Below are 23,357 nucleotides of genomic sequence, written 5' to 3'. Positions count from 1 at the left end.
AATAAGTTAGATTTAAAGTGTTACAACATCACTTATTTACAATGTAAAGGAGATGTCTCCAAGAAATAAGAAATTGACTCGGAACGATTGATATCTGCCCATAATTTACGGTCTGTGTCATTTCAATTTGTGAGCCCTTAGTTCAGCGCCTATCTTACATACAATAGGACTGACCTTAATCGGAAAGCTTGGAAGTAACTTTTGCTAAGAAATACGCTAGGAATCGAAACGATGATCAAGGCGTTTACTTTGATCATGCTTTCAGGGGGAAATCATCTTCAAAGAAGCATGATCAAGGAAAAATAGTGCTTCGTTAAAAGTTTAAAGCTCTCACTTTCAAAAGATCCTTACTCGGATCAATGATCAAGTGATTCTATGCTTCGGAAGCATGTAAAAAAGGAGAGAAATTACGGAAGAATGCAGACGAACTAAGGCATTGAGTCAATAAAGCAAATCAAGAGTACAAATCGAGGGACAAAAGTCATAATATTCTAAGCTGGTGTTCCTACATGATCATGCTTTCGCTCGATAGGCTAATCAATCAAAGTAATGCTCGTGGAAAGGAAAGATGTCAGATGGATTTCAAATTGATGAATAAACCAACAAATTTAATCGTATTCGGTCATTTTTTTCCTACACCTTGATCATCGTTTCGTTGTTAAAACCAAAAATACACACTAAATAGGGCTCATTACTTTCAGCAAATCGCTTTTCACTGTGGATAAAGTGTGGGTCTATGATGATCATGCTTCAGACGTAGTAATGATCATGCATTCGCTAGACTAATGATCATGGTTCTGTAAGTATCTGATCATGCTTTCCTCTTTTTTATGATCATGCTTTCGTACATATCATGATCATGCTTTCAGATGTGGATAAAAAAAGTTCATTAATAACATGAGCTTGCAATAATAACTTGGTTCAGATCATTAGATCATATAATCAATAAAGATCATTTAAATCAGAAAGATCAGTTATTCAAAACAACAAGTTTTCTCTTTATTTATAAGGCTTTTTTCTTTATCCTTTCGGAACCATAGCAATATTACGGCTAACGTGACATGGATCATAATAAATGAGCTCAGAAGAAAAAGTATTGATCAAAGCTCCTAGGAGTCATAAAGATGGACATATGTTTGAAGTGTCCGAAGCCGCCGTAAATTGGATCGAGCAATATCAGCATTTCAAAGGCGTGACTAAAAGCATCGTTGAGCTTTTGAATCTAATTTCATTACAAGGTTTTAGTAGTAAAGATGGTTTAGTATCTACTACAGAACTGATTGAGGCGACAGATGGTCAACTGACTCGAGCCGCCATTCAACAGCGTTTGCGTGCAGCTGTAAATATTGGCCTCTTTCAGCAAATTCCGGTCCGTTTTGAAGAAGGCCTCGCCGGGAAAACCATGTTGCACCGCTTTGTAAACCCAAATCAGTTGATCTCTGTTCTTGGAGCCACCAGCTTGATGACAGAGTCGGTAAAGCAAAGCGAGAAACAAAAACGATCTAAAGCTCTGGCACAGACACACGTCAATAAACGGTTATTGAATGAGCATGGCCTAAATACACCACCAGCGATGAAAGATGAAGCAGACCAGTTTGTGGTTTCACCAACTAACTGGGCGGGTATTATTGATCAAGCTTTAGCGCCTCCACGTACTCGTAAACAATATCAAAAGAGTATGGTTTTGATCTCTGGCACCAAAGCTGTGATCGAAACACGTTCTTCGAAGAACATCATGACCGTCGATGATCTTATGACGCTGTTTGCGCTATTCACTTTGACAGTTCAATATCATGATCATCACCAACATCAGTACCAGCTGGACGCAAAACAAACCCCTAATAAAACCCCACTATACATTACTGATATCTTGTCTTTACGGGGTAAGAAAGACAGTGGACCGGCTCGTGATTCGATCCGTGACAGCATTGATCGAATCGAATTTACCGACTTTCAATTACATGAGTTGACAGGCCGTTGGTTGAGTGAAAATATGCCTGAGGGTTTCAAGAGTGATCGTTTTCGCTTTTTGGCCCGCACTATCACAGCATCGGAAGAAGCACCGACAGAGGGGGCTGACGGCGAAATTCGTATTAAACCCAACTTATATATATTGGTATGGGAACCTTCTTTCTACGAAGAGTTGTTGACTCGTGACTATTTCTTCCTTTTCCCTCCAGAGATCTTGAAACAGCACACTTTAGTTTTCCAGCTCTATAGCTATTTCCGAAGCCGCATGTCTCGTCGTCATACCGACGTGATGTTGCTTAGCACACTCAATCAGAAGTTAGCGCGTAATATTGAATGGCGCCGATTCTCGATGGATTTGATCCGCGAATTGAAAAAGTTATCGGAAGGGGAGGGCACGGACGATCTGTTTAAGGTCAATCTATGGGGTTATCACCTAACGATCTCCACGATCGTAGAAGGCGGTAAGATCAAAGACTACCAGTTTGACATCAAGTGTGATGCTGAAGAAGTGCTTCGTTACTCGCGTGCTCGCACGACCAACGCAGGTAAACGTAATATGGCCCCTACGTTGCCTAACCCACTGCGTAATGAAATGGTCACTAAGCAGCAGTTAGATGAAATGTCGCAGATTATTGATGGCGAGTTTGAACCCATCCAGCGCAAAGAACGTTCTCCAAAAGGAAAATTGGGACGTAGAGTTAAAATCCGTAAGCATTTAGTCGAGATCAATGCAGACGAAATTACCATTACCTTATCCAAGTATACCTCTCCAGAGGCCCTAGAACGCTCTATAATGGCTTTGGCTGCGATGACAGGGCATTCACACAACTCGATTCAGGAAGAGTGTCAGGAGCTCATAGAGAAGCTTGATTTCCTTCGTGTAGGAGACGAAATCATTCCGTACGAGACACTAAGCAAGTTGATTGAACTTTACAACGGGCAGAGTGAAAATAAACACTTATCCATTGAACGTCTAATTGCTGGTCTCGCAGTGAGACGCAAAGTGTGTAAACAAGTTCATGAAGGGCACCTTGATGAAGGTGTGTTTAGAGTACTTGATGAAGTGGCGGTATAACCCTAGATACTCGTACACATAGTGAATTGCCAGCATGTGCTTGCTGGCTTTTTGATATTATTTCTCTGTGTTACATACCTAGTGTGAATAGACAAACCTACTACATTCCCCTGACAGTGAACTGACATTGCTCACCGGGGAGTTGGATATTATTTATCCCGAATAGACAACCTTTTGTCCTTTCTGATGAATAAGGGATTTGGATTATCCCTGATAGATTGGCTCATATTGTTACATTCATTCTGAATTGTTTGCGAGTTCTTTTGAACTCGCTTTTTTTTGTCTAAATTTCTTCAAGTATTGAAAGCATGATCAAGGGGGACTTGATCATTGTTCCGTCAATCAAGGATCTTTCATTTCTGTAGTTCTAATGACAAAAAACAACGGTTTCTCTCCCTAAAAGATTCGTATTGTAAATGTAACTTTATTATTTAAATCAGATCCTTATTCCATCTATTTCCTCATAAATATTAATTAGCTCTCGTTCATTTTTTGTTAATGGAAATGTCATTTCTTACTTCAATGATATCCCCGCACTACGTGTGCAGTGTTTCAATTTACTTATTGGATATTAAGAAAAAATATGATGGATTTTGCCAGATTGGTACGCATAGTACTTATTGCACTCAGTTGTTTAGTATTGAGTGCATGTGATGAAACAGACAGTGAAATAGAGACAGAAATTACTGAGACCGTTCGCTCCCATTCTCATAATGACTACTATCGAGAAGAGCCTTTTCATGGTGCAGCCGAGTTGGGCTTTGGTAGTTTTGAGGCGGATGTTTACTATAAGGCTGGTTATGAGGAGGTTCTCATTGCTCATGATGAAGACGATTTGGTCAATGAATGGAAATTTGATGAGCTTTATGTCCAACCGATTGTTAACCATGTCAGAAATAACCAACAGCAAATGTATGATGGCTGGGACTATACGGCTGTTCTTCTGATCGACATCAAAACACAAGCTGCTTTCACTTGGCAGGCGGTAGAAAAGGTCCTTAAGCAATATCCTGATGTGTTTAGTCGCTACGAAAACGGTAAAGTATATCAAGGCCCTGTTACTGCGATCATTTCTGGTAACCGCCCAATAGAGTTGATGCAGCAGCAGCAAACTCGTTACTCGTTTGTCGATGGGCGTTTAAGCGATCTTGATAAAGGGTATTCTCCGACTCTTATGCCGCTGATTAGTAATAATTTTGATCATTTTGATCAAGAACAATTTGGTAATTTTGATGGGACAGGGGAATGGCCAGAAGAGGCCCTTGAGGAGCTGGAGAGAATCATCACAACAGCTCATGCAAATAAGCAGAAGATTCGCTTCTGGGCGACACCTGAGGACGATGCCGAAACACGCGACACAATATGGGGTGAACTAACCAAAGCTAATGTGGACTACATCAACACTGACCTATTGCAGACCCTTCATGATTGGTTATTGGTTAATGATCCACACCCAGATATGCCGGGGTTGAATTGGCTAGATCATCCTGATTGGCAGCCGATGGATTAGTAAAAATGACGTAGTAGGGAGATTATGGCAGCGTTACTCGCTGCCATATTATGAGCGTTCAATGGCATAGTGTGGATGAACCTTGATCATTGTTCCGTGACTCATTCCAACTTTGTGCCGCCATAAACCGCACATGAGCATCTACCCATTGATGTGATGTCTCTAGCCAACGGCTATGAGTCTGTTGGCGACAAAACTCCAAGCCTATTACTGTTAGGTGTTGCATTTGCATCATGCACCAATGTTTCAATGCCAGTTCACTGGCCGAGTTAGTAACCACTTTTTGTAGCTTACTGTAGGCAAGTTGTAAGAATTGGTAGGCCTTGTTAGGAGAGGTGTATCGCTCGCGCTCAAAGATACGCAAGCAACCATCAAACCAGCACGCAATAGCTTTACTTTGTTGTTGTGTGATGCGTGGTCCCCAAATTTGCTCTGGTGGTGATAGGATCAATGACTCGAGAAGCTCTCCTTGATCATGCTTTCGAGATTGATACCAGAGTCCCATTTGCTTCACCCACGTATCTAATTGATTCATGTCGCCCTCGCTCAAGTGCTTCAACTTATTTGATCTACCTTTTCGATTGCAATTTTCTCGCAGAGCAGATCAACCTCTAGACAATAGTGTGGTTCATGGTTGAGTTATTAACCAAGTAGCAGGGCAGAAGAATGTGTTATTGGGTGGGCTGAAGTCGTGGCTTGATAAACATGTTTGAGGAGTAATTGTAGTTAATGAGTATCAAGATAGAGCGATTGTTTACCCAGTAAAAATGAGAGCTTGATCGCCTTAAAATTCTTAGGGGTAATCCCTTAAATGTACTTCGCCAGTTAGCTATGCGCAAAGCTTATTTATACAAAAAACACTAACTGTGTACGAACTATTAGCGTAATCACATTATGAAGCTAAAATTCTTAACAAAGGCAGTCAGCTTTTGCTACAGATTAGCTGTCCCTAGCATGGTTTGTTCGGAGGTTACAATGTCCATTAATTCTATTGACCATGATGAAATGACTAAAATCACAGACAAGTGGGATTTCACGGAAGAAGTTGAGTCACAAAAGCCAACCAAAAGCGTTAAGTCAGCGGAAGCTCGTCGTCGTATTGAAGCATTAAGAGAGATTCGCGAAAGTGGCTTAACTATTGAGGAAGCGAAGGATCTAGGCATATTACACTAGTCGTGATAACAGTAATAATTGACTTAAGGGTGGCTCAAATAGCCACCCTTAATTTTTCTTTTTTTGATCTCAATTAAGTCACTGTGTGTGCTTTGAGTGCCCATTTAACTTACGAGTGTGTTATATTTTCTCCCCATATTTTTACAGATACAGAACCCTTGTATGTCTATTAACCTATCGACACTCCCTGCCAATGAGAAAAATAAAATTGAGCTTGATAAGCAAGCGTCTTTCTTAGTTTGGAAAATGCGTGAAGCAAAAGCAGGTCCTGATGAGATAGATCAGCAGGCAAACAAGATCCAAAATGAAGAAGAGCGAACTGCATTTCTTGAATCTGTAGCCAAATACAAACGAGTAATGGGCGTCGCCTGACCCTTTTTCTCAGCAAAGCGAGAAATTGAAATGGTCTCGTTTTTTGCTAAAATCCTTCGCGTTTAATTGAATTAGAGAGAACATCCCGATGGGAAGAAGTTTTGAAGTGCGCAAAGCCTCTATGGCGAAAACAGCGGGCGCAAAAATTAAAGTTTATTCCAAATACGGTAAAGAAATTTACATGTGCGCGAAAAATGGTGGTGCAGACCCAGACATGAACTTGTCTCTTAAGCACCTGATCGCAAAAGCGAAAAAAGACCAAGTTCCTGCACACGTTATCGACAAAGCGATCGATAAAGCAAATGGTGGTGGCGGTGAAGACTACGTTCCTGCGCGCTACGAAGGCTTTGGTCCTGGTGGCACAAGCGTCATCGTTGATTGTCTAACTGACAACGGTAACCGTACTTTCCAAGATGTGCGCCAGTGCTTCGTTAAAACAGGGGCGAAAATTGGTGTTGAAGGTTCTGTTTCACACATGTTTGATCACCAAGCAGTATTCCAGTTCAAAGGCGACGATGATGAAATCATTCTAGAAACGCTGATGATGGAAGACGTAGACGTGACTGACGTTGAACTTGAAGATGGCGTGATTACGGTTTTCGCTCCTCACACTGAGTTCTTCAAAACTAAGACTGCGCTAAACGGTGCCTTCCCAGACCTGACTCTTGATGTAGAAGAGATCACTTTCGTACCTCAAACTCACACGCCTGTTGCGGGTGAAGATGCAGAGAAATTCCAGAAGTTCTTAGACCTTCTTGATGATTGTGATGACGTTCAGCAGGTTTACCACAACGCTGAGTTGTAATCGCAGCGCTGAAAATTAGATAAATCAAAAAGGGATCGATTCGATCCCTTTTTTTGTTTTCGTGTATCGTCCTAAATATGGTTGATACCAAACTCGAAAGAGCATTCATTCTGCTCACTTTGTTATTGATGGATCAATAATGACCAAATTTATTCCGATTGTATTAGGTTGTAGCTTGGCTTTTTCCGCTGCTTCAACCGAGCAGGAGCTCGTGACGAAAGCGCAGAAGCTCTATGAAGCAGGCGATAAAAAACAAGCGCAGACTTTGTTTATTCAGGCGGCTGAGCAGGGCAGTGCAGAAGCGCACTTTAGACTTGCTTACCAATACGTTTTACCAGATGAAGAGAGTGTCTATCATTTGCAGCAAGCCGCGGCGCATGGTCACCAAGAGGCACTAAAATACTATCTAGATAAGGTCTTTTTCCGCGCTGGTAGTATTAGAATGTCTGACCCTAAAAGCGCATTAGAGACTTACTATAAAGCCAAACATAAAAATCCTCGTTTGTCCCTCTATGGCGAACAAGAAAAGGTGCAAGTACTGACTTACGCTGCTGAAGTCCCTGAGCGTGACCCTGATACGTTCTTTAAAACTTTTCAGGTAGAGGATGAAGACGGAGATTGGCCCTTCTACGATGTATGGGAGTTAGCTGAGCAAGCTTCAAAAGAGGGAGGAAAGTTTGGTAAGCCCGATCCAGAGCTTGTGTTTTGGTTGATCACGCGTGGTGGTGATGTGCCTGCAGAGCTCTCATTCGCGGTGACCGATTACTATAAACATTGGAAAAATGATCAAGTGGTGCCTTTTAACCTTTGTCATTACGTGACCAGTGGCGCGGGGGCAGGGTATTGCGCTGATAGGAATGCCGTAGAGCAGGAGAAACGTCGCCAAAGTGAGCTTTCAGCGTTAACTGAAAAACTGCCTGGGGAGAGCCTAGCTCTGTTGAATCTGGCCTATAAAGAGATGGAAGATTTTGTCACGCTCAAAGCGCAGCAAGAGGAAATGCATGGTGGTACGGGGCGTACTGCTTGGATTATAGACTCGATTCAATCGCAGAAGGATCTTTACCTTTCAATGCTAGATAAAGCCATTCAAGGCGATATAGAGGCAGTTTCCACGCCGCTCAGTGAAACAGACAGCCAATTAAATGCGTCATACAAAAAGCTAATGAGTGCGCTTAAACTGCCAGCTGAAGACTATGCGATGCTAAAACCAGAAGCTGATGATGTAAGAGAAGTGCAAAGGCAGTGGATTAAACATCGCGATGCGACATGTCGCCTGATTGCGTCAGTCGAGCCAAGGTTAAAAGAGCAATGCCTCAACTGGATAACGGCTAAAAGAGAGCAAGAGTTGCAAGGTATTATCACGCCATAATGGCACCAATAAAAATGAAAGGGGACGTGAGGTCCCCTTTTTGTTTTTTAAAACGCTTTAAGCCTGCGAGACAGCGTTTGCGCCAGCTAACCAGTTAGACAACTTTCTAATTTGCGGTAAGACCGTCAAGTTAAGTGTTAGCGCTGCTGGCCATGCCAGAAGAAAGCTATCTAGCCAAATTGCTGGCCACTCGTTACTAAACCCCAGTTTATAGCCAGAAATTAATCCCGACATAATGATGGCCATGGTCAAAGACGAAAGTAGGGTGGAAATCCAAAAATGTTTGCGGCTCATAAATTCTCCTCTTGTTGTTGTTGTTTTGATGCTTTAAAGGATATAACTATCCATAAGTGAAAAAAATAAGCAGGTTTAGAAGTATGGATTCCATATTTGGAAATGTTGATGATCTCTATCTGTTTTGTTGTGTTGTCGAAGAAGGCTCTTTGCTTGCTGCTTCTAGGAAGCTTCAGCTGCCGGTTTCCACCATGTCCCGCCGGCTTTCAGCCTTAGAGCAACGTCTGAATATTCGATTGCTTGAGAAGAAAGGCAGGGAGCTAGTTGCTACGCAAAGTGGCTTACAGGCGTTTGAGTTGTTGCAGAGTGGTATGGAGTCTATTGAGTCTGGCTTTGGACAAATTGTCTCTGATACTCAACAAGTCTCAGGTAAGATAAAACTCGCGATACCACATAACTTTTATCGTGCTTTTGTCGGTGATGTCGTTGAACAGTTTTTGGTTGATTATCCACTGGTTTCGCTCGATTTAGTCCTTAGTCAAGAGCAAGCGGTACCACAAACAGATAGAGATTTACTGATTACCTTCGATTTGGCAGATATGAACGACATGATTGCCAGACCTTTGTTTAAAGCACGACATGCTTTCTTTGCTAGCCCCGAATACATAGAAAAAGTGGGTAATGTGGAAGATTTACAACAACTCAGCAAACTGGACTGGATCAGTGTGGATCACGCATTGGATATCTCGGTTTACGACCAAGACCGCTTAATCGATGTGATGAGCGTGAAACCTAAGTTGATTGTTAACGATATTCTGGCGGTTTGCGGTGCGGTTGAAAAAGGACTTGGAGTAGCTTCTTTGCCGTTCAGGCATGTTCATAAAGAAATGAATATTGTACGGGTTCTGCCTCAGTATCAACGCAGTGTTAGACAAGCCTACTTGGTTTATAAGCAAAGGCGCTATCAGCCTAAAGCGCTGAGTTTGTTGGTAGAGCGTTTAATGGCTGGCGTAGAGAAGATGCAAGAGCCAACGGATTTTACACTGTAAAGTCACCTCAATTGAAATTGAAGAGTAAAGGAAATCAAATGGATAAAGTAGTCATCGTTACAGGAGCGGGAAGAGGGATTGGAGCAGAAACCGCCAAGCTACTTGCGAGCCAAGGCTATGCCGTCGCTGTCAATTACCTTAGAAACCACCAGCGCGCTTATGAAGTGGTTGAGCAGATTACTTCCACAGGCGGAAATGCGTTCGCTATTCAGGCTGATGTTTCAGACCAAGAGCAAGTTGAAGCTATGTTTGCCCAAGTTACCCTGCGCTATGGCACGGTCACTCATTTGGTGAACAATGCAGGTATTCTGTTTACTCAATCAACCTTGAGCGAGATTGACTTAGAGCGATTCAAGAAGGTAATGGATGCCAATGTCATAAGCTGTTTTTTGTGCTGTAAGGCGTTTATCAATCAGCTTGATATTGATGGGGCTATCGTTAATGTTTCATCTGCGGCTTCAAGAACCGGAGCTCCGTTTGAATATGTAGACTATGCAGCGTCAAAAGGAGCGATGGACTCATTAACTAAAGGGTTGTCTCTTGAGCTAGCAGAGCGCAATATTCGAGTGAATGGGGTTCGACCTGGTTGCATTTATACTGAAATGCATGCGGATGGCGGCGAACCTGGACGTGTAGACCGACTCGCTTCGCAAATTCCGCTTGGAAGAGGAGGAACGGCATTAGAGGTGGCTCAATCGATAGCCTGGCTATTGTCCGAAGAAGCATCGTTTGTGACTGGTTCGTTTATCGATATAGCGGGTGGAAAGTAGGAGAGCCTTGTTGATCCACGTTGGTGTTGACATTGTAAAGTGAAACGCCATGTTGATGTCATGGCGTTTGTTTTTTACCACTCAACTCGATTTACATTGGGTGGGTGACGGCTTGTTCTGCCGTAGTGCCAAGATCGCTTGAGGAAGAAGAGACATCACAATCATGCCAATCATTAAACTGTATTGGAAGGGCGTGAATGACTCACCAAGCAATATCAGGCCGGTTACGATGCCTGCGATTGGGTTGGCGATGCCACCAAAGGTAAAATCCACCACTGTCATGCGCTGCAGAAGCCATACATACATGCCATATCCCAACGCTGTGTTGAGACCGACCACCCACAATAAACCTAAGCTATTGCGCAGTGAGAAGTTCTCTAGTGCGTTGCTGTATTGAACCGGATCGATGAAGGCTTGGAATCCTGCCGCGACTGACAAAATCGTGCCACCGAGAATCAGTTGCCACGTCAATACAGTCCACCAGTGCATGCGATTACCTAGTGATTTCGTCAGAGAGCTACCCGCAACAATACACATGATGGCAGCCAGCATAGCCCCCATCCCAATCGGATTGAGGCTGATAGAGCCCGGAGAGAACAGCATCCATGCAAGGCCAATCAGTGCGGCGCCACAGACGGCTTGTATGTAGTTAGGACGGTGTTTATTCACCACCCAATGATACACCATGGCAAACACAGGTACCGATACCATACCGACACCCGAAATTGCTGAAGGCAGAGTCAATGCCATCACAAATATTAAGCCAAAGAAGGTCGCAATGTTGATCAATCCAAGGCTGAATAAAATTTGCCAGTCCCCTTTTTTCGGTAGGGACGGCTTAATCATCAGTAACAGCAGTCCGGCAGGCAGTGCTCGAATTGCCCCCAAAAGCAGAGGAGGCCAATCGGACAAAGTGAACTGTGTTACCGCATATGTTGTTCCCCAAAAGAAGGCGGGGATCATTGCCAGTAATATATTCATAATTATTTATCTTTACATTAAGATATTTTGCGTGAATGTACGCCTAAAAGTTCTGTTTGTAAAGTATCTTTATGTTAAGATACTTCGACACGTCATTTTGTTAGTGGAGAAATCTGTTCATGGACGCTATAGATAGAGTGGTCGATCAATGGGCAAAGGAAAAGCCCGAATTAGATACTGAACCGATGGCCATCATGGGCAGGCTGCTCAGAATTGCCAAATATATGGAAACGGAAGTCACGCAATTGCATAAGCGCTATGACTTAAAGCTGGGTGAGTTTGATGTATTGGCAACTTTGCGTCGCAGTGGATCACCGTTTCGTTTGACTCCTTCCGAGTTGATTGATTCTATGATGCTGACTTCTGGTGCGATGACCAATCGACTGGATAAATTAGAATCTAAGAACCTTATTGTGCGAGAGCACAGTAAAGAAGACCGCCGTAGTGTCACTGTGCAGCTCACAGATGAAGGTTTTACCTTGATTGATAAAATCATTGAAGAGCATGCAGAAGTGCAGCATAAACTGGTCAAAGGTATGAACTCAAACCAGAAGCGTCAGATTAATCAGATCCTCAAAGGTTGGCAGACTCAGTTCGAGTAATGTCATATTGTGCCCATCCAGTGGTGATTTTGCCGCTGTAGGTAGAAACCAAATGACAAAGAAAAACCAAGCCCCTACAAGTCAATAGGGGCTTGGTTTTTTAGTTTGGTCGAATCTCCAAGGTCAACATGGATGGATGACTGTGGCTACAGTGAATGGTGTTTTTGGCCACTTGTTTGGCATACGCCTCACCTTCGGGTTCACCGCTATTTGGGTTGACGTCAAACTTAGGGAAATTGCTGCTGGCAATGTCTAATCGCAGTTTGTGCCCTTGCGCGAAGCAATTCTGAGTGGCAAACGCTTCAACCTCAATTTCGTAAATCACCCCACAGCGAAGCAGCTCTGGCTGCTGCCAGCTTTTGTGGTAGCGACAACGAAAGATGCCATCGGAGATGTTCATCGCGAAGCCTTGCGGGTAGTCCTCGCTTGGCGGATAAACATCAACTAGTTTGATGGTGAAATCCGTATCCGGTGCGTCGGATTCAATAAACAGTTTCGCCGATACTTTTCCTGACACAATCAAATCTTCAGTGAGTGGTTCGGTTTCAAACACCAACACATCCGAACGTGCTGCAAGAGGAAGGTTATTGCCTTTGGCTCCGTAAAAGCGAGCATCTTCACGCTGATCGAACGCGCCTCCTTCAAACACCGGCTTACCCGAGGTTAACGCACCGCCAACAGTGGGGACTGGGTTACTCGGATCGGCCAGGTAGCTGATGTGATCGTCTGTGACCGGTGCTTGCTGGGTCAGCAGGCCCTGTCGGTGCAGATACCAGTTCTGAGCTTCGGTATTTTTCATTGGCCAGCGATCACTGCTTAACCACTGGCCTCCGTGCTTGAGCCTGCCCAGTTCGCTTTTTTCACCTGAACCGCCGCCCATTTGGAACACCTGCACGTTTGCAAACGTATGACGGTCATCATTGAGCAGCCAGCGCTGGAACCACTTCACGCGAAAATCCAGCCAGTTGCTGTCAATGTTGCCGTCAAATGAGGCCTCCTGACCGAAATCCACATCACCGCTATGCGTGGTATTTCGATCTCCATGTAGCCACGGGCCCATGATCAGTGCTGTTTGAGAGCGACTCTTCTCACTCAGTACTGTGTAGTTTTCCAGCGTGCTTTTAACGTATACGTCGTACCAGCTCGACATCAACAACACCGGAATATCTGCAATGTTCTGATAGCTATCAAGCGCGTAGATGCCGGACTTTTTCCAGAAATTACTGAAACTGCCCTGTTTCCACTGCTCAAGCAGATACGCTTCATATTCAGGCACGTGGCGCAGTGGCGACTGTCCGGCTTTCCACGGCAAGTACTTAAACCATTCGCGAATGTCTTCTTGCTCCAGCGCTTTTTTCACCACAGGATCTTGCTCGGCCTTGGGGCTCACTAGTGCCTGGCGATAGGCCCATGTCGCCTGCTTGAGCTCAAACGCTCCGCCCTGACGAATACCGCATTGATAGGCATTGGAAAAGCCGCCTGAGTCCAGCACCATACTTGCCAGCCCCGGAGGATTGAGACATGCCAGTGCCAGTTGAGTGTGGGCGGCGTACGACAGCCCCATGGTGCCTATTTTTCCATTGCACCAAGACTGCTCAACTAGCCATGCACACGTATCGTAGCCATCTTCGGCTTCGTTGATGTACTTGGTAAAGGTGCCGCTGGACTGATAACGGCCGCGACAGTCCTGAAATACACACACAAAACCTTTATCAACGAATGCCTGCGCCATTTCTGCACGGGAGACTTTATGCCCTTGCAACGTGACTTCAGAACGAGAAGGCGCCGTTTTGTCGTAAGGCGTTCGCTCCATCACCACGGGCCATGGGCCTTCACCGTTGGTTGGAAAGTAAATATCGGTCGCGAGTGTTTCTCCGTCTCGCGTACGGATTTTGACATCAGTTACTGCTTTCATGAGATGTCCTTAGGCGTAAACATGTAAGCTGATGGATAGGAAAACCAGAGCACACGCAATGGTGATGAGGAAGAATGGGAAGATGTATCTCGCCCATTGCCCCCATCCGACTTGCGCAGTGGCAAGGAAGATCAGCAGCCCGCTGGAAGTCGGTGTAATGATGTTTGTCGCCCCGTTACCCATCAGGAAGGCCAGTACTGTGGTGTGTGGGTCGACACCAGAAAGCTGTCCAAGTGGGCCAAGGATTGGCATGGTGACGGCGGCTTGCCCTGAGGTGGATGGAATCGCCACATCAATGATCAGTTGAGAGAAGAACATGCCATAGGCAGCGAGCGTTGGTTGGCCCTCACCGATGACTCCGGCTAAGTGGTAGATGATGGTATCAAGCACTTGACCTTGCGCAAGGACAATAGCGACTGAGGTGGCGAGCCCGATCAATACGCCTGCGATGAGAACCTTTTTCATACCGCCGATGAAAGCGTTGATGGTGTCATTAGCTGACAAGCCACCGATGACAGCGAAAATCACGCCAAGCGAGATGTAATACGCAGATAACTCATTGTATTTCCACTTCCACGTTTGCGAAGCATAGACCAGAAAGGCGATGCCCAGCCCCAGAACCGTTAGTACAAGCGTATGGCGAATTGGCAGAGGTTTGTTGTCCCATTGTGCGACGATTTCCGTTGTGCGCGCTTCTTTGCGAATACTATGCAGCACGTACGCCACACCAATGATCATCAGTACCACGTAAACGAAAATACGCATCCCCATACCGCTGAATATCGGCACATCAACCAGTGGCTGAGCGACGGATAGGGCATAAGGGTTAGTGATCGATGCTAAGTAACCGACTTTAACCGGAATAGTGACAATCGCCAGCCCGATAATTTTTGACAGCCCCAGTCTTGTTGCCATGGCAACGACCATAGGTATCACGAGCAGGAACTCCTTCGCCATACCCATGAAGGTACTGCCCATGGAAAACACCACCATCAGGATGGGTACCAATAAGTAGACGTTACCGCGGGTGGCAGAAAGTGTGCGCTCAAGGCCAGTTTCAATGGCGCCCACTTTGTCGAGTACGCCGAACATGCCACCAATAAACAGCACCATGAAAATCATGCCTGCTTGTTTGGTGATGGCTTGAGGAATACTGACTAACGCATCAAGCAAACTGACGGCTTGAGCTTCGCCTTCTTGAGGGTAAATACCAATCAGGTTGAGCGGGGAGACGTCTTTTTCCAGCACTTGGTAGGTGCCGGGAATGATCAGTTTGCCGTTACGTTCAAACTGTCCAGAATCGAAAAAATAGGTCATCAGTACTGCTACCACAACGACAGACAGCAGGATGATTACAGGGTTTAAGTTACCTTTCTTCTTGGGTTGTTCAGTAACATTTTGTTGAGCTGGTGATATAGCTTCACTCACTTTAAATCTCCATTTCGTCACATTCTATCCTACAACATTTCTGCAACATATTTTTTTGTGTTAGGGTTTTCAATTTAATGACAAATAGTCATAGATGTATGACTAAAATGACTTATTTAAATGGAACCAGATGAATATAACGGCGAAACAACTTCGTGCGCTTAAAGCCATCAGCCAAGCTGGGACAACCAGTCTGGCGGCAGAGCAGTTGAACTTATCTCAATCTGGTGTGAGCCGAATGTTGGCTCAGCTGGAAAAGGAGCTTGATCTGGATCTCTTTGAACGAGACAGAGGGCGCTTGAAAATTAAGCCCGAATCGCTCAATTTGTTATCAAACGCACTGCACGTTTTAGAGGGTATGGAGCAGCTCCAGACTCAGGCGTCGGAAATCAAAAGGGGACGCAAAGCAAAGCAAGTATTCAAGATTGCAATGCCTTATACCTTTGCCAAGTCACTGGCCCCCAAACTTATCAAGCAGCTGGTGGCGCTATTTCCTGACGTGTCGGTTGAATTGTTTTCCAGCCATTATCAGTCGATTGAAGAAAGCGTCTATTCCGGTCAGGCCGATGTTGGGTTTACCCGCATCAGCAATCATTCTAAGTTTCGCTCCACGGCACTGGATTCAGGGATTGCGATGTGTGTGTTTCCCGAGGGCCACGAGTTCGAGGCATTCCATTCGGTCAACGCTGACAACTTGCGCGATCAGAAACTGGTTATGATCGGACGTAAGAGCAGTACTCGTCATGATGTGATGAACTGGTTTACTCGCAGTAATTTGTTTCCGGAAATCGTCGTTGAAGCGCACTCTGTCGATGTCGCTTGTTCACTGGTCGCGGAAGGGATTGGCGTGTCGATTGCCAACAGCACCATGCTCAAAGGAATGGACAATCACAAGATTCGAGCACTGCCGATCTTGGATTTGCCTCGCTATCAGTACGGCGTGATCCAGCGGCCTGATGACATTGCTAATGAGCGCAAACAGCCAGTCATTGATGCGTTTTCGGATTTACTTCAGGAAATGTTGACAGAACTGCCCGTGTTGGGCCGTTAACGGTAATAAAAAAGCGGCCGGAGCCGCTTTTTATGAAGGGTTATGCTGCATTCTCATCACAGAACAAGTCGGCGTGAGTGATACCACGCAGGGCGCAGCTTTCGTCGAGGTCAGAGATATCTCCACTGACACCGACCGCGCCGAGGATGTTCTGCTCAGCATCACGGATCAGTAAGCCACCGGGAACGGGGACCATGTTACCGTGTGCCAAAACGTTTACAGCGGAGATAAACGCGGGGCGGTTGTCTGCGTCTTGAGCGAGCTTTCTGGAGGAGCAGCCGAGCGCGAGAGCACCCCAGGCTTTTGCGATTGCGATGTCTGGCCGCATCATGCTACTGCCATCTTGTCGTTGCAACGTAATCAGCTTTCCTCCGCTGTCGAGTACAGCGACCGTCAGAGGGGCGCTTTGGCTCTTTTGTCCAGCCTGAAAAGTACCGTCAATGACGGCTAGTGCTTGTTCTAGAGTTAAACTTCCCATGTTATCTCCTGATTTTTTGTTTACGCGGCTCCTTGCAGAAGCTCGTAACTAGGTAAGGTCAGGAAGGTGGCGAACTCTTCTGCAGTAGACAACTTGTAGAAAAGGTCAGCAGTTTGTTCAAAGCGGCCTGCCGCATAGCGAGCCTCACCCACTTCCTGTTTGATAGTGTCGAGTTCCTGATACAACCACGTGTGGAATAATTCTTTGTTGAAGGTTTGGCCATCATCCAGCTTCACGCCGTGATGAATCCATTGCCATATGTTCGCGCGTGAGATTTCTGCCGTCGCCGCGTCTTCCATCAGACCATAGATAGGCACACAACCTGAGCCCTGAATCCATGCCTCAATGTAGTAAAGAGCAATGCGAATGTTCTTGCGCACGCCAGCTTCGTCACGCGAGCCTTCACACGGTTTAAGCAGCAGGTCAGCGCCAATCTCGTACGTAGGGCTGACGAAATCGAGCTGATTGACTTTGCCTTCAAGGTTTTTGTCAAACACAGACATCGCCAAGTCGACTAAAGCAGGGTGAGCGACCCAAGTGCCATCGTGACCATTGCGTGATTCACGTTCTTTATCTTCAATCACTTTAGCGGTGACGCGTTCCATCTCCTGCGGGTCTTTGGCAGGAATAAAGGCCGACATGCCGCCCATTGCCAGCGCACCACGCTGGTGGCAGGTTCTGACGAGTAACTGGCTGTAAGCATTGAGGAATTCTTTATCCATACCAACCACATGACGATCTGGCAGGATGCGATCTGGATGGTTTTTCAACGTTTTGATGTAGCTGAAAATGTAATCCCAGCGACCGCAGTTCATCGCCACGATATGATCGCGCATGGCATAGAGCATCTCTTCCATTTGGAATACTGCTGGCAGTGTTTCGATCAGTACGGTTGCGCGGATGGTGCCACGTGCCACGCCGAAGTGATCTTCAGTGAAAGCAAATACGTCATCCCACCATTTTGCTTCTTCCATGCTTTCTAGCTTAGGAATGTAGTAGTAAACGCCCAGACCTTGTTGCGCTCGGGTCTGGTAGTTGTGATAGAAGTACAAAGCGAAGTCCATTAAACAGCCCGGAATCGCTTGTTGACTGAATTGGATTGATTGCTCTGGCAGGTGCAGGCCGCGTGGACGAGCGATCAGTAGGGCAGGGTTAGCATTCAGCTCATATTGCTTATTTTTTTTGTCGTCAAAGTAGCTGATGGTGCCTGCGTTGGCGTCTCTGAGGTTGATTTGCCCTTCGACCATGTTTTCCCATGTCGGTGAAGAAGCATCTTCAAAGCAGCACATAAAGACTTTCGCGCCGGAGTTCAGCGCGTTGATAACCATTTTTCTGTCTACTGGGCCGGTAATTTCTACTCGGCGATCCAATAGTTCTGGCGGTGGTGTTGCCACTTTCCATGATTTGTCATCACGGATCGCCTGGGTGTCGGCTCTGAAATCTGGCAATGCACCCGCATCGTATTGCTTTTGCTGTTCCTCGCGTTCTTGCAGCAAAGCGTCACGACGGGCGCCAAATCGGTTTACCAATACTGTCAGAAAAGAAAGGGCTTCATCTGACAGAATCTCCTTATAGCCTGGATTGTCTGTATGACCGACAACCTCCAGACAGGCAGTTTCTTCTCTTTCGGCTAGATCGTTCAAATTCATTGTTCGTCTCCTTTAAACAATATTGATCGATTTTGTGTACAAAAATTATTTACACGAATACTTATATGGGAAAATTTGTAAACAATCAAAGGGTATTTAACATTTATTTTTCATTTGTTCGTCTGGGAAATTATTTTTACGTAAAGATATTTTATGTAAAACAATGATTTCTTTGTCTTATGGGGTTAGCAACCACTTAGGGCAAATGTTCTATGTTGAAAAAATGTTGCAAATGGGGGTTGCTATATTTAGAAATTGATTCATAGTACACAAAGTGTCTTTGAATTGTATACAATTGAAATGGAGGTTCGCATGGCAAAGATGAAGGCAATCGAAGCAGCGGTAGAAGTATTGAAAAAGGAAGGCGTAGACATTGCCTTCGGCGTTCCAGGCGCTGCCATCAACCCTATGTACGCGGCAATGAAAAAGCTCGGTGGTATTGATCATGTGTTAGCACGACATGTGGAAGGTGCATCGCACATGGCGGAGGGTTACACCCGTACTAATCAAGACAACATTGGTGTCTGTATCGGTACATCTGGCCCTGCAGGGACAGACATGATCACTGGCCTGTATTCAGCGTCGGCGGATTCCATTCCAATCTTATGTATTACGGGTCAGGCGCCAAGAGCCCGTCTACACAAAGAAGATTTTCAGGCGGTGGATATTGAATCCATTGCGAAACCAGTCACCAAATGGGCGACGACGGTTCTAGAGCCCGCTCAGGTGCCGCGTGCTTTCCAGCAGGCATTCCATCTAATGCGTTCTGGTCGTCCGGGTCCGGTTCTAATCGACCTTCCACTTGATGTTCAGTTAACGGAAATTGAATTCGACATCGACACCTATGAGCCGCTAGAAGCGTATCAACCAAAAGCGACACGTGCGCAGGTTGAGAAAGCGATGGCGATGATGTGTGAGTCACAAAACCCAGTCATCGTATCAGGTGGTGGTGTAATCAACGCAGGTGCGGAAGAGCTACTGCAACAGTTCGCTGAAATTACTGGCGTGCCTGTTATCCCAACCTTGATGGGCTGGGGCTCCATTGCGGATGACCACGAACTGATGGCCGGTATGGTGGGCTTGCAGACTGCGCACCGTTACGGCAATGCAACTATGCTGGAATCGGATTTCGTGTTCGGTATAGGTAACCGCTGGGCGAACCGTCACACCGGTTCACTGGATGTCTACACCAAGGGCCGTAAGTTTGTTCACGTCGATATTGAACCAACTCAAATTGGCCGCGTGTTCTGTCCGGATCTTGGTATCGTTTCTGACGCCAAAGCAGCGCTGGAATTGCTGGTTGAAGTCGCTCGTGAGTGGCGTGATGCCGGCAAACTGCCTAATCGTGGCGCTTGGGTGGCGGAATGTCAGCAGCGTAAATCGAGCATGCTGCGTAAGACGCACTACACTGACGCGCCAATCAAACCAATGCGTGTTTATGAAGAGATGAACAAAGCCTTTGGTCGCGATACTTGTTATGTCAGCACTATCGGCCTGTCTCAGATTGCAGCGGCGCAGTTCCTCCACGTTTATAAACCACGCCATTGGATCAACTGTGGTCAAGCAGGTCCGCTTGGCTGGACAACACCAGCTGCTCTAGGCGTACGTGCAGCGGATCCAAACCGTGACATCGTGGCAATCTCGGGAGACTACGACTTCCAGTTCATGATTGAAGAGTTGGCAGTAGGCGCTCAGTTCAACCTGCCATACATCCACGTATTGGTGAACAACTCCTATCTAGGTTTGATTCGTCAGGCGCAGCGCCAGTTCGATATCGACTACTGTGTTCAGTTGGCGTTTGAAAACCAAAATGCGCCAGAGCTTGATGGCTACGGTGTTGACCATGTGACTGTGGTTGAAGGCTTAGGTTGTAAAGCGATTCGTGTCACTGACCCAGAGCAGATGCAGGCTGCGTTTGCACAAGCGAAAGAGCTGATGAACAAACACAAAGTACCTGTTGTGGTGGAAGTGATTCTTGAGCGCGTGACCAACATTGCTATGGGTGTAGAGATTGATGCCATCAACGAGTTTGAATCTCTGGCAGACAGCATCGATGACGCACCAACCGCGCTAGCCAATCAATAATCCGTTTATTGCAAAATACTGAAGCAGCCCGAAAGGGCTGCAAGAAAAAGGACATCACTATGGCAAAGTTTGCTGCAAATTTATCCATGTTATTTACCGAGGTTGATTTCCTTGAGCGCTTTGACGCTGCTGCTCAGGCTGGATTCAGCGGTGTGGAATACCTCTTCCCTTACGCATTTGATGCTGAGCAAATCAAACAGAAGCTGGAGCAAAACAACCTGACACAGGTGCTGTTCAACCTTCCGGCGGGTGATTGGGATGCTGGCGACCGCGGTATTGCGTGTGACCCGTCACGCATCGAAGAGTTTCAGTCTGGTGTTGCGTTAGCCATTCAGTACGCCAAGGTGCTGGGCAATACGCAGGTCAACTGTCTGGCGGGGATTCCCCCTGCTGGTGTCAGCCAACAGGATGCGCATGCAGCCTTTGTCATTAACCTTAGATACGCTGCTCAAGCATTGCAGGAAGCGGGGCTTCGACTGGTTATTGAAGCGATTAACACTCGTGATATTCCGGGCTTTTTCCTCAACACTACTGAGCAGGCCAAAGCAGTGATTAAAGAAGTGGGCAGTGACAATCTGTTCATTCAGTACGACATCTACCACATGCAGATCATGGAAGGGGATTTAGCGCCGACCATGAGTGCCAACATCGGCCAGATCGCCCACGTGCAGCTGGCAGACAACCCGGGTCGTCATGAACCGGGAACTGGTGAGATTAACTACCCGTTTGTCCTCAAACATCTAGATGAATTGGGTTACCAAGGTTGGGTGGGCTGTGAATACAAGCCAAAAACCACCACAACTGAAGGCTTAGATTGGCTAAACCTATACCGCTAAGTGCGGTTAACGTTACGGAGAACATATTATGAAAATTGCATTTATCGGCACAGGTATCATGGGTAAGCCAATGGCGATCAACCTGCAAAAAGCGGGTCACGACATTGTTCTATCTGATCATTTCAACCCACCACCGGTTGAATTAGTAGAGGCTGGTGCACTGGTTTGTCATTCACCAGCAGAAGCGACCCGTCTGGCAGACGCAATTATCCTGATGGTGCCAAACACGCCGCAGGTGGAAGACGTACTGTTCGGCGAGAACGGTGTTGAAGCTGGCTTAAACGAAAGTGGTGTAGCAGGCAAACTGGTTATCGACATGAGCTCGATTTCACCAATCGCCACCAAGGCGATTGCAGCACGCGTCAACGAAAGTGGCGCGCAATATCTTGATGCGCCAGTATCAGGTGGTGAAGTGGGTGCTATTAATGCGTCATTAAGCATCATGGTCGGTGGTGAGCAATCGGCGTTTGATAAAGCGCTCCCTCTGTTTGAGGTGATGGGCAAAAACATCACATTAGTGGGTGAAAATGGTGCGGGCCAGACGTGTAAAGTCGCGAACCAAATCATTGTTGCGTTGAACATCGAAGCCGTATCTGAAGCCTTAGTGTTTGCGTCAAAAGCGGGCGCCGATCCAGCGCGTGTACGTCAGGCACTGCTTGGCGGTTTTGCTAACTCTAAGATTCTTGAAGTACACGGCGAGCGCATGGTAGAAGGCACATTCGACCCAGGTTTTAAGATTACATTGCACCAGAAAGATCTAGACCTTGCGCTGACTGGCGCTAAAGAGTTGGATGTAGCGCTACCAAACACCGCAAATGCTCAGGAGCTGTTTGAAGATTGTGCAGCAATGGGCGGCCAGAACTGGGACCACTCTGCGCTGATTAAAGCGATTGAGAAACGCTCAGGTCACTCAATCAGGGACTAATTCCTGTCGGGACGATGTGGATTCCTCTCCCGCATTGTTCCATGGGGTAGCGGTCCTACTGGTTCTCTCATGGCTTGAATCCGTAGTCGCTGCCCCTAAATGATTCATTACTAAATCGCGTAGTTTTTCGTCTCCTTTTATACGCGTTCCCGTCGTAAGACAGCAGGTTGGAGTTACACCTTCCTCGGGCTCCATATTGCAGGCTCCTGGTGTGCTTACTTCGGGATTTTTTATCCTCATCACTTTGTCTCTCTTAACATATTGTTTAGTATGTCGTTACACCAGATGTATAGGGAATAACAATGTCTCGTATCAGGCAGAAAAATCAGGGATTGATTATCGATGTCGCGAGTGAACAATTTGCCACCCATGGCTACGCAGCGACAAAGATGGCGGATATTGCAAAAGCCGCAGATATCCCTAAACCTAATGTGTTCTACTACTTCAGCAGTAAAGACAAGCTCTACTATGCTGTGCTCCAGACGGTGACTCAGCCGTTGCTGGAAGCCTCTCGCCCAATTGAAGAACTCGACGATCCAGTCGAAGCCTTAACTCAATACATAGAAGCTAAGCTGCGTATTTCGCGCGACCACCCACACGCGTCTAAAGTGTTCGCTAATGAAGTGATGTCCGGTGCTAAGGTGTTGCCAGAAGACATCAGGCAGGAGCTGTTTAAGCAGTCACAGATGATTTTGGATAAGTTCGCGACCTGGAGTGAAGAAGGGCTGATGGATAAAGTCCCTGCACACCACCTGATGTTCACCATCTGGGCAGCGACGCAGACTTACGCAGATTTCAGCTGGCAGATCTGTAACGTTATGCAGAAAGACACGCTGGATAATGGCGATTACCAACAAGCCGCTGAATTCATCACCCAGCTAGTGATTAAGGGTTGTGGGGTGACGGGTAAATCCTAACTATTATCATCGCAGTTTTTATCGCAGTGGTGTCCGATATTATCTCTGAGGCCGATTTGACTGCCTCCTCTTTTGATTCCTCAATGTTTTATAAAACATATTGCCTATGGGGTTATTTGCGCTACTTTAGAAGTAGGGAATTAAATTTCCCAAGTTAAGTTG

At 46.1% G+C, this 23,357-nt stretch carries 21 protein-coding genes; 14 read left to right on the top strand and 7 right to left on the bottom strand.

What is annotated here, in order from left to right; translation table 11 throughout:
• The first annotated feature begins 1,075 nt into the window (after positions 1–1,075).
• Positions 1,076–3,046 carry a replication initiator protein RctB domain-containing protein gene (locus tag CTT30_RS22385; protein ID WP_239869094.1) on the top strand — a complete coding sequence of 657 codons (1,971 nt, stop codon included), beginning with the start codon at positions 1,076–1,078 and terminating at the stop codon, positions 3,044–3,046.
• Positions 3,047–3,629: 583 nt separating this feature from the next.
• A complete protein-coding gene (locus tag CTT30_RS22380) occupies positions 3,630–4,556 on the top strand; it encodes a phosphatidylinositol-specific phospholipase C/glycerophosphodiester phosphodiesterase family protein (RefSeq protein WP_252037052.1) in 927 nt (308 codons plus the stop codon).
• 58 nt (positions 4,557–4,614) lie between these two features.
• Here CTT30_RS22380 and CTT30_RS22375 read toward each other — a convergent pair whose 3' ends face one another.
• Positions 4,615–5,091: a transcriptional regulator gene (locus CTT30_RS22375; protein WP_252037051.1), complete on the bottom strand. Its 477-nt coding sequence runs from the start codon at positions 5,089–5,091 to the stop codon at positions 4,615–4,617.
• 440 nt (positions 5,092–5,531) lie between these two features.
• On the opposite strand from CTT30_RS22375, the gene CTT30_RS22370 reads away from it, so the two are divergent.
• From CTT30_RS22370 to CTT30_RS22355, 4 genes are all read left to right on the top strand, one after another.
• A complete protein-coding gene (locus CTT30_RS22370; RefSeq protein ID WP_239869087.1) occupies positions 5,532–5,729 on the top strand; it encodes a PA3496 family putative envelope integrity protein in 198 nt (65 codons plus the stop codon).
• A 162-nt stretch (positions 5,730–5,891) separates the two neighbouring features.
• Positions 5,892–6,101: a DUF3283 family protein gene (locus tag CTT30_RS22365; RefSeq protein ID WP_239869078.1), complete on the top strand. Its 210-nt coding sequence runs from the start codon at positions 5,892–5,894 to the stop codon at positions 6,099–6,101.
• 88 nt (positions 6,102–6,189) lie between these two features.
• On the top strand, positions 6,190–6,906 hold the full coding sequence (locus tag CTT30_RS22360) for a YebC/PmpR family DNA-binding transcriptional regulator (protein ID WP_008074122.1): 717 nt from the start codon (positions 6,190–6,192) through the stop codon (positions 6,904–6,906).
• Between the two features lie 139 nt (positions 6,907–7,045).
• Positions 7,046–8,275: a lysozyme inhibitor LprI family protein gene (locus tag CTT30_RS22355; protein WP_252037050.1), complete on the top strand. Its 1,230-nt coding sequence runs from the start codon at positions 7,046–7,048 to the stop codon at positions 8,273–8,275.
• Positions 8,276–8,332: 57 nt separating this feature from the next.
• Here the strand turns inward: CTT30_RS22355 and CTT30_RS22350 are convergent, their stop codons facing one another.
• Positions 8,333–8,569 (bottom strand): DUF2798 domain-containing protein, encoded by a 237-nt coding sequence (locus CTT30_RS22350; protein WP_239869065.1) that lies wholly within the window; start codon positions 8,567–8,569, stop codon positions 8,333–8,335.
• Positions 8,570–8,652: 83 nt separating this feature from the next.
• Here CTT30_RS22350 and CTT30_RS22345 point away from each other — a divergent pair, with 83 nt between their 5' ends.
• Together CTT30_RS22345 and CTT30_RS22340 are read left to right on the top strand one after the other, a co-directional pair.
• Positions 8,653–9,558 (top strand): LysR family transcriptional regulator, encoded by a 906-nt coding sequence (locus CTT30_RS22345; protein WP_239869063.1) that lies wholly within the window; start codon positions 8,653–8,655, stop codon positions 9,556–9,558.
• Positions 9,559–9,596: 38 nt separating this feature from the next.
• Positions 9,597–10,328: an SDR family oxidoreductase gene (locus tag CTT30_RS22340; RefSeq protein ID WP_252037049.1), complete on the top strand. Its 732-nt coding sequence runs from the start codon at positions 9,597–9,599 to the stop codon at positions 10,326–10,328.
• Between the two features lie 81 nt (positions 10,329–10,409).
• Here CTT30_RS22340 and CTT30_RS22335 read toward each other — a convergent pair whose 3' ends face one another.
• A complete protein-coding gene (locus tag CTT30_RS22335) occupies positions 10,410–11,309 on the bottom strand; it encodes a DMT family transporter (RefSeq protein ID WP_252037048.1) in 900 nt (299 codons plus the stop codon).
• 119 nt (positions 11,310–11,428) lie between these two features.
• Here CTT30_RS22335 and CTT30_RS22330 point away from each other — a divergent pair, with 119 nt between their 5' ends.
• Positions 11,429–11,911: a MarR family winged helix-turn-helix transcriptional regulator gene (locus CTT30_RS22330; protein WP_239869058.1), complete on the top strand. Its 483-nt coding sequence runs from the start codon at positions 11,429–11,431 to the stop codon at positions 11,909–11,911.
• A 100-nt stretch (positions 11,912–12,011) separates the two neighbouring features.
• Here CTT30_RS22330 and CTT30_RS22325 read toward each other — a convergent pair whose 3' ends face one another.
• Both CTT30_RS22325 and CTT30_RS22320 read right to left on the bottom strand, forming a co-directional pair.
• Positions 12,012–13,826, bottom strand: a complete 1,815-nt coding sequence (locus CTT30_RS22325) for a CocE/NonD family hydrolase (protein WP_252037047.1) — start codon at positions 13,824–13,826, stop codon at positions 12,012–12,014.
• A gap of 9 nt (positions 13,827–13,835) precedes the next feature.
• Positions 13,836–15,275 (bottom strand): YfcC family protein, encoded by a 1,440-nt coding sequence (locus CTT30_RS22320; RefSeq protein WP_252037046.1) that lies wholly within the window; start codon positions 15,273–15,275, stop codon positions 13,836–13,838.
• 109 nt (positions 15,276–15,384) lie between these two features.
• Between CTT30_RS22320 and CTT30_RS22315 the strand changes: the two genes are divergently transcribed.
• Positions 15,385–16,305 (top strand): LysR family transcriptional regulator, encoded by a 921-nt coding sequence (locus CTT30_RS22315; protein WP_019277434.1) that lies wholly within the window; start codon positions 15,385–15,387, stop codon positions 16,303–16,305.
• Positions 16,306–16,345: 40 nt separating this feature from the next.
• Here the strand turns inward: CTT30_RS22315 and CTT30_RS22310 are convergent, their stop codons facing one another.
• Together CTT30_RS22310 and aceB are read right to left on the bottom strand one after the other, a co-directional pair.
• On the bottom strand, positions 16,346–16,783 hold the full coding sequence (locus tag CTT30_RS22310) for a GlcG/HbpS family heme-binding protein (RefSeq protein WP_006959844.1): 438 nt from the start codon (positions 16,781–16,783) through the stop codon (positions 16,346–16,348).
• A gap of 20 nt (positions 16,784–16,803) precedes the next feature.
• Positions 16,804–18,432: a malate synthase A gene (gene aceB / locus CTT30_RS22305; RefSeq protein ID WP_252037045.1), complete on the bottom strand. Its 1,629-nt coding sequence runs from the start codon at positions 18,430–18,432 to the stop codon at positions 16,804–16,806.
• Positions 18,433–18,744: 312 nt separating this feature from the next.
• Between aceB and gcl the strand changes: the two genes are divergently transcribed.
• The 4 genes from gcl (at position 18,745) to CTT30_RS22285 (ending at position 23,195) form a co-directional block, all read left to right on the top strand.
• Positions 18,745–20,517 carry a glyoxylate carboligase gene (gcl, locus tag CTT30_RS22300; RefSeq protein ID WP_095559998.1) on the top strand — a complete coding sequence of 591 codons (1,773 nt, stop codon included), beginning with the start codon at positions 18,745–18,747 and terminating at the stop codon, positions 20,515–20,517.
• Between the two features lie 59 nt (positions 20,518–20,576).
• Positions 20,577–21,353 carry a hydroxypyruvate isomerase gene (hyi, locus tag CTT30_RS22295; protein ID WP_252037044.1) on the top strand — a complete coding sequence of 259 codons (777 nt, stop codon included), beginning with the start codon at positions 20,577–20,579 and terminating at the stop codon, positions 21,351–21,353.
• A gap of 25 nt (positions 21,354–21,378) precedes the next feature.
• Positions 21,379–22,278, top strand: coding sequence for a 2-hydroxy-3-oxopropionate reductase (locus tag CTT30_RS22290; protein ID WP_252037637.1), 900 nt, complete (start codon positions 21,379–21,381; stop codon positions 22,276–22,278).
• Positions 22,279–22,580: 302 nt separating this feature from the next.
• A complete protein-coding gene (locus tag CTT30_RS22285) occupies positions 22,581–23,195 on the top strand; it encodes a TetR/AcrR family transcriptional regulator (RefSeq protein ID WP_239869038.1) in 615 nt (204 codons plus the stop codon).
• Positions 23,196–23,357: the final 162 nt, after the last annotated feature.

Origin of the sequence: Vibrio coralliilyticus, from assembly GCF_024449095.1 — a bacterium.
GTDB classification, from domain to species: Bacteria; Pseudomonadota; Gammaproteobacteria; order Enterobacterales; family Vibrionaceae; genus Vibrio; species Vibrio coralliilyticus_A.
This window is presented reverse-complemented; position numbering and strand designations above follow the sequence as displayed.

What these genes read in the sequence shown, in the direction of transcription:
- CTT30_RS22365 (WP_239869078.1), top strand. Translation starts at nt 5,892, where the DNA reads ATGTCTATTAACCTATCGACACTCCCTGCCAATGAGAAAAATAAAATT.
- CTT30_RS22335 (WP_252037048.1), bottom strand. Translation starts at nt 11,309, where the DNA reads ATGAATATATTACTGGCAATGATCCCCGCCTTCTTTTGGGGAACAACA.
- CTT30_RS22385 (WP_239869094.1), top strand. Translation starts at nt 1,076, where the DNA reads ATGAGCTCAGAAGAAAAAGTATTGATCAAAGCTCCTAGGAGTCATAAA.
- aceB (WP_252037045.1), bottom strand. Translation starts at nt 18,432, where the DNA reads ATGAATTTGAACGATCTAGCCGAAAGAGAAGAAACTGCCTGTCTGGAG.
- CTT30_RS22285 (WP_239869038.1), top strand. Translation starts at nt 22,581, where the DNA reads ATGTCTCGTATCAGGCAGAAAAATCAGGGATTGATTATCGATGTCGCG.
- CTT30_RS22350 (WP_239869065.1), bottom strand. Translation starts at nt 8,569, where the DNA reads ATGAGCCGCAAACATTTTTGGATTTCCACCCTACTTTCGTCTTTGACC.
- CTT30_RS22340 (WP_252037049.1), top strand. Translation starts at nt 9,597, where the DNA reads ATGGATAAAGTAGTCATCGTTACAGGAGCGGGAAGAGGGATTGGAGCA.
- CTT30_RS22375 (WP_252037051.1), bottom strand. Translation starts at nt 5,091, where the DNA reads ATGAATCAATTAGATACGTGGGTGAAGCAAATGGGACTCTGGTATCAA.
- CTT30_RS22370 (WP_239869087.1), top strand. Translation starts at nt 5,532, where the DNA reads ATGTCCATTAATTCTATTGACCATGATGAAATGACTAAAATCACAGAC.
- CTT30_RS22310 (WP_006959844.1), bottom strand. Translation starts at nt 16,783, where the DNA reads ATGGGAAGTTTAACTCTAGAACAAGCACTAGCCGTCATTGACGGTACT.
- CTT30_RS22315 (WP_019277434.1), top strand. Translation starts at nt 15,385, where the DNA reads ATGAATATAACGGCGAAACAACTTCGTGCGCTTAAAGCCATCAGCCAA.
- hyi (WP_252037044.1), top strand. Translation starts at nt 20,577, where the DNA reads ATGGCAAAGTTTGCTGCAAATTTATCCATGTTATTTACCGAGGTTGAT.
- gcl (WP_095559998.1), top strand. Translation starts at nt 18,745, where the DNA reads ATGGCAAAGATGAAGGCAATCGAAGCAGCGGTAGAAGTATTGAAAAAG.
- CTT30_RS22330 (WP_239869058.1), top strand. Translation starts at nt 11,429, where the DNA reads ATGGACGCTATAGATAGAGTGGTCGATCAATGGGCAAAGGAAAAGCCC.
- CTT30_RS22360 (WP_008074122.1), top strand. Translation starts at nt 6,190, where the DNA reads ATGGGAAGAAGTTTTGAAGTGCGCAAAGCCTCTATGGCGAAAACAGCG.
- CTT30_RS22325 (WP_252037047.1), bottom strand. Translation starts at nt 13,826, where the DNA reads ATGAAAGCAGTAACTGATGTCAAAATCCGTACGCGAGACGGAGAAACA.
- CTT30_RS22355 (WP_252037050.1), top strand. Translation starts at nt 7,046, where the DNA reads ATGACCAAATTTATTCCGATTGTATTAGGTTGTAGCTTGGCTTTTTCC.
- CTT30_RS22345 (WP_239869063.1), top strand. Translation starts at nt 8,653, where the DNA reads ATGGATTCCATATTTGGAAATGTTGATGATCTCTATCTGTTTTGTTGT.
- CTT30_RS22380 (WP_252037052.1), top strand. Translation starts at nt 3,630, where the DNA reads ATGATGGATTTTGCCAGATTGGTACGCATAGTACTTATTGCACTCAGT.